We start from the raw sequence: 5,516 nt of genomic DNA on the forward strand, positions 1-5,516 counted from the left end.
GTTCCTGGACCGCGTGAACGAGCTGGGCGCACACATCAGCCGCGAGTTTTTGGTGCCGGCCACCACTTGAAAGACGGCCTAACTTCTGCCGCCGCAAAGGGTCGGTACTGTTGTATGACGGGGCCTTGATGAAGTTGCACGTCAGGCACATCACCGACTACCGGTACACGGAGCCGCTGCGCTATGCGCTGCAGACGCTGTGGCTCACGCCGCAGTCCAGCCCGGCGCAGACGGTGCATTTCTGGAGCCTGGGCGCGCCCGAAAAACTTTTTACCCAGCGCGACGCCTTTGGCAACACCATCAGCTCTTACACCTTTGTGGGCAAGGATGCCGACAACGTGCGCTGGAGCCTGGTTAACGCGGCCGGCGATGTGGAAACCTTTGGCGTGGCGGAGTTCAACGACCCGGAAACCCTGCCGCATCCGTACTTCTTCCTGCGCGCCACACACCTGGCCGAACCGCACTGGGAGCTTGCCGAATTTGGCCGCCGCTTTATCCCGCAAAGCCTTGACGGCACTGCAAGCTTGCCGGCCCTGCTGGCATTGAGCCAGGGCGTGGCAGGCGCTGTGAGCTACCTGAAAAACAGCACCAGCGTGACGACCACGGCGCTGGAAGCCTTCAAGTCCGGGGCAGGCGTCTGCCAGGACCAGGCCCACGTCATGGTCGCCATCTGCCGCAGCCTGGGCTACCCGGCGCGCTATGTCAGCGGCTACTTCTACGCCGCCAACGAGCCCGACCTCGCCAGCCACGCATGGTGTGACGTGTGCCTCGACGTGGCCACCCGACGTTGGGTCAGCATTGACGTCACCCACAGCTGCTTGATCGACCAGCGCCACGTGCGCCTGGCCATGGGGACGGACTACAACGCCTGCCCACCCATCAAGGGTGTGCGGCAGGGCGGTGGGGAAGAGTCGATGACGGTGGAGATCACCATCGAGCCGGTTGTGGGAAACTAACAGCTTTCTGATTCCTCCAACCGCTCAGGGCGGCGAGACCACTTTCCCGCCTCGCGATGAGCGTAAAACCATGACGACAGACAAAACGGTTTGCCCGGTCTGCAGTGCCGATTGCACACTGCTTGATCCCGTCGACTTCAACAAGTCATGCAACTCGGCCCCCTTGGGTGTTTCCGGCGTGCCTGTAGCCTATGCGGTCTGCCAGAGCTGTGCTTTTTGTTTCGCGCCGGAGATTTGCGCGTGGAGTCTGCAAGAATTTGAGGAAAAAATCTACAACGACCAGTACGTTGTTGTCGATCCCCATTACGTACAAGCCCGGGCAGAAGCAAACGCAGCCCTCCTGCGTGAAAGATTTGGCGATCTGGCCCCCAACCTGAGGCACCTCGACTATGGTGGCGGCAATGGCGGCCTGGCCAGGTTGATGCGGGAAGCCCATTGGCAATCCACGTCATATGACCCTTTTGTGGACAGAAACCTCAGCGTTGAGACACTGGGTAAGTTCGACCTGATCACCGCATATGAGGTGTTTGAACATGTTCCGGACGTTTGGGCATTGATGTCTGACCTCAAGAAGCTAATGTCACCGGATGGCTTGATCATGTTCTCGACGCTGTTGTCTGACGGCCATATCAAGACCGGCGAGCAGCTGACCTGGTGGTACGCCTCGCCGCGCAATGGGCATATCAGCCTTTTCTCATCACGGAGCCTGGCGCTTCTTGCGCAGAACCATGGGGTTGGCTTTGGCAGTTTCTCGGAAGGTGTCCATGCCTTCTGTAACCATATACCGCCTTGGGCCGCCCGGGCTTTCGGCCAACCTTGATGGTGCGTGGCGTGGTGCAGTAACGCTCCTTTTTTGATAGCTGGTTGCGCTCATCCCTATTGGCCTGAGGCCGGATTTAATGCTGAAAATCCGCCCGCGGCATAAGCGCGAAGCGTGGCCGGTACCCGGGGGCTCCCCCGGGCTTCTGGAGGGGCCGCCGCTTTATTGTGGGGATATTTTCACAACAAGCGGTTGACAGTGGCTTTTCGCTCGGTCATAATCGTAGGCTTCGCTCTAAAAAAGCGAGGAATTCTGCCTAACGGAAGCGCTGCAAGTGGTTTGCGGTGTGGACGACAGGCCCAAGACTGATTGGCTGGTAATCCCAAGGGGTTGCCTTCCGGTGCAAGTTGGGAACACATTTAAATGATTCAAACGCAATCCAAGCTCGATGTTGCTGACAACACGGGTGCCAAGTCCGTGATGTGCATCAAGGTTCTGGGCGGCTCCAAGCGCCGGTACGCCAGCGTTGGTGACGTCATCAAGGTGAGCATCAAAGAAGCCGCTCCGCGTGGCCGCGTCAAAAAAGGCGAGGTTTACAGCGCTGTGGTCGTTCGCACCGCCAAGGGCATTCGCCGTGGCGATGGTTCGCTCGTCAAATTCGACGGCAACGCAGCAGTGTTGCTTAACGCCAAGCTGGAGCCAATCGGCACCCGCATCTTCGGACCAGTGACGCGCGAACTGCGCACTGAAAAGTTCATGAAGATCGTGTCCCTGGCTCCTGAAGTTCTGTAAGGACTCGCCATGAATAAAATCCGTAAAGGCGACGAGATCATCGTGATCGCTGGTCGCGACAAAGGCAAGCGCGGCAAGATTTCGCTGCGCAAAGATGACAGCTATGTGCTGGTGGATGGGATTAACCTGGTGAAAAAACACACCAAGCCCAACCCCCTCAAGGGTACCACCGGCGGCATCGTCGAAAAAAGCATGCCGATTCACCAGTCGAACGTGGCAATCTTCAATGCCGCTACCGGCAAGGCGGATCGCGTTGGCATCAAGCTCCTGGCAGACGGCAAAAAAGTGCGCGTCTTCAAATCCAGTGGCGAAGAAATCAAGGTTGCATAACATGGCAAAGACCGCACCTGTACAAGCCGCTTCGCAGGCTCGCCTGCAAGCTCAGTACCGCGAAAAAATCGCCCCCGGCCTGATTGAGAAATTCGGCTACACCTCGCCCATGCAGGWTCCCCGTATCACCAAGATCACGCTCAATATGGGCGTGAGCGAGGCTGTTGCTGACAAGAAGGTTATGGACAACGCCGTCGGCGACATGACCAAGATTGCCGGCCAGAAGCCTGTCGTGACCAAGGCCAAGAAGGCTATCGCCGGTTTCAAGATCCGCGAAGACCTGCCTATCGGCTGCATGGTGACCCTGCGCGGCGTGAAGATGTATGAGTTCCTCGATCGTTTCGTTACCGTGGCCCTGCCCCGTGTGCGTGACTTTCGTGGTATTTCCGGCCGGGCCTTCGATGGCCGCGGAAACTACAACATCGGCGTGAAAGAGCAGATCATTTTCCCTGAGATCGAGTACGACAAGGTTGACGCCTTGCGCGGCCTGAATATCAGCATCACCACAACGGCAAAGACCGATGAAGAGTGCAAGGCACTCCTCACCGCCTTCCGTTTTCCGTTCAAGAACTGAGGCGGGACATGGCAAAACAAGCTTTACTGCAACGTGAACTGAAGCGCGAGAAACTCGCCGCGAAGTTCGCCAAAAAATACGCTGAACTCAAGGCGACGTCCAACGACGCCAAGCGTTCTGACGAAGAGCGTCAGCTGGCTCGCCTCGAGCTGCAGAAACTGCCCCGCAACGCGAACCCGACCCGCCAGCGCAACCGCTGCGCGATCACGGGCCGCCCACGCGGTACTTTCCGTCAATTTGGTCTGGCTCGCGCCAAGATCCGTGAGTTGGCTTTTGCTGGTGATATCCCCGGTATCACCAAGGCAAGCTGGTAAGCATAGGAGAACCACAAAATGAGCATGAGTGATCCTATTGCCGACATGTTGACCCGCATCCGCAATGCACAGATGGTTGAAAAAGCCGTCGTGCTGGTGCCGTCGTCAAAAGTCAAAGTTGCCATCGCGCAGGTATTGAAGGATGAGGGCTACATTGATGGCTTCTCCGTCAAGACCGACGAAGGCAAGTCCCAGCTGGAAATCGCCCTGAAGTATTACGCAGGCAAGCCCGTGATTGAGCGCATTGAGCGCGTCAGCCGCCCCGGCCTCCGTGTTTACAAAGGCCATGGTGCCATCCCCCAGGTCATGAACGGCCTTGGTGTGGCAATTGTCACGACTCCGCAAGGTGTCATGACGGATCGTAAAGCCCGCGCTACCGGTATCGGTGGTGAAGTGCTTTGCTACGTGGCCTAACGGCGGCATTTGAGGAGAAACTGAAATGTCTCGTGTAGGAAAAATGCCAGTGGCCGTACCTCAGGGTGTGGACGTGGCCATGAAAGCAGACCAGATCAATGTCAAGGGCGCTCTCGGCACCCTGGCGCTGACGCAGAACGCGCTTGTCACCATCAAGAACGATGCAGGCAAGCTGACTTTTGTGCCGGCCAATGATTCGCGTGAAGCCAATGCCATGAGCGGCACGATGCGCCAGCTCGTGAACAACATGGTGACGGGTGTCACCAAGGGTTTCGAGAAAAAATTGAGCCTGGTCGGCGTGGGCTACAAGGCCCAGGCCCAGGGCGCCAAGCTGAACCTGACCGTGGGGTATTCGCACCCTGTGATCATGGACATGCCTGCTGGCATCACCGTTGCAACCCCGACTCCCACGGAAGTGGTGATCAAGGGTTCCGACCGCCAGCGCGTCGGCCAGATCGCCGCTGAAGTTCGTGCTGTTCGTCCTCCCGAGCCTTACAAGGGCAAGGGCATCCGCTATGTGGATGAGAAGATCACGATCAAAGAAACCAAGAAGAAATAAGGAGCTGCATCATGTTGACCAAAAAAGAGCAGCGCCTTCGTCGTTCACGCCAGACCCGCATTCGCATTGCTACGCAAGGTGTTGCCCGTTTGACCGTGAATCGCACCAATCTGCATATCTATGCCAGCGTTATTTCTGGCGACGGCACCAAGGTCCTGGCTGCTGCTTCCACCGCGGAAGTGGAAGTCCGCAAGGAAATCGGCGCTTCGGGTAAAGGTGGAAACGTTGCTGCTGCGCAAGCCATTGGCAAGCGCATTGCCGAAAAGGCAAAAGCAGCAGGTGTTGAAAAAGTGGCGTTTGATCGCGCCGGTTTTGCGTACCACGGCCGCGTCAAAGCGTTGGCTGAGGCGGCTCGCGAAGCTGGTTTGCAGTTCTAAGCAGACTGGAATTAAGTATGGCTAAGTTTCAAGCAAAACAGCAAAACGACGCTCCAGACGATGGTCTGAAGGAAAAAATGATCGCGGTTAACCGCGTGACCAAAGTCGTGAAGGGCGGTCGTATCCTCGGTTTCGCCGCGTTGACCGTCGTGGGTGACGGCGATGGCCGCGTCGGCATGGGCAAGGGCAAGTCGAAAGAAGTGCCGGCAGCCGTGCAAAAAGCGATGGAAGAAGCGCGCCGCAACATGACCAAGGTCTCGTTGAAAAACGGCACCATTCACCACAATGTTTTCGGCCACCACGGTGCAGCCAGCGTCATGATGGCGCCGGCTCCCAAGGGTACCGGCATCATTGCTGGCGGTCCAATGCGCGCCGTTTTCGAAGTCATGGGCATCACCGACATCGTGGCGAAGAGCCATGGTTCGAGCAACCCTTACAAC

10 protein-coding genes are annotated in these 5,516 nt (G+C 57.6%); all 10 read left to right on the top strand.

Translation table 11 applies throughout. The annotated features are described in order from the left end of the window. Positions 1-128: 128 nt before the first annotated feature. Positions 129-956 (top strand): transglutaminase family protein, encoded by an 828-nt coding sequence (locus tag AC1DWI_RS12460; RefSeq protein WP_477646814.1) that lies wholly within the window; start codon positions 129-131, stop codon positions 954-956. A 70-nt stretch (positions 957-1,026) separates the two neighbouring features. Beyond that, positions 1,027-1,776, top strand: coding sequence for a class I SAM-dependent methyltransferase (locus AC1DWI_RS12465; RefSeq protein WP_477671099.1), 750 nt, complete (start codon positions 1,027-1,029; stop codon positions 1,774-1,776). A 363-nt stretch (positions 1,777-2,139) separates the two neighbouring features. Beyond that, complete coding sequence (gene rplN, locus AC1DWI_RS12470; protein ID WP_007869247.1) at positions 2,140-2,508, top strand: 50S ribosomal protein L14; 369 nt, start codon at positions 2,140-2,142, stop codon at positions 2,506-2,508. Positions 2,509-2,517: 9 nt separating this feature from the next. Continuing rightward, complete coding sequence (gene rplX, locus AC1DWI_RS12475; RefSeq protein WP_348045257.1) at positions 2,518-2,838, top strand: 50S ribosomal protein L24; 321 nt, start codon at positions 2,518-2,520, stop codon at positions 2,836-2,838. Position 2,839: 1 nt separating this feature from the next. Continuing rightward, positions 2,840-3,412, top strand: coding sequence for a 50S ribosomal protein L5 (gene rplE / locus AC1DWI_RS12480; RefSeq protein ID WP_477724933.1), 573 nt, complete (start codon positions 2,840-2,842; stop codon positions 3,410-3,412). Positions 3,413-3,420: 8 nt separating this feature from the next. Then, positions 3,421-3,726, top strand: coding sequence for a 30S ribosomal protein S14 (gene rpsN / locus AC1DWI_RS12485; protein WP_188709725.1), 306 nt, complete (start codon positions 3,421-3,423; stop codon positions 3,724-3,726). A gap of 18 nt (positions 3,727-3,744) precedes the next feature. Next, entirely contained in the window at positions 3,745-4,140 is a 396-nt protein-coding gene (gene rpsH, locus AC1DWI_RS12490) for a 30S ribosomal protein S8 (RefSeq protein WP_371436766.1), read from the top strand. A gap of 25 nt (positions 4,141-4,165) precedes the next feature. Next, positions 4,166-4,699, top strand: coding sequence for a 50S ribosomal protein L6 (gene rplF, locus AC1DWI_RS12495; protein ID WP_477668670.1), 534 nt, complete (start codon positions 4,166-4,168; stop codon positions 4,697-4,699). Positions 4,700-4,710: 11 nt separating this feature from the next. After that, entirely contained in the window at positions 4,711-5,076 is a 366-nt protein-coding gene (gene rplR, locus AC1DWI_RS12500; protein WP_457281395.1) for a 50S ribosomal protein L18, read from the top strand. Positions 5,077-5,093: 17 nt separating this feature from the next. Beyond that, on the top strand, positions 5,094-5,516 hold a 423-nt coding region (gene rpsE / locus AC1DWI_RS12505; protein WP_477724934.1), incomplete at its 3' end, for a 30S ribosomal protein S5.

The organism is Polaromonas sp. P3_C2 (assembly GCF_056402675.1).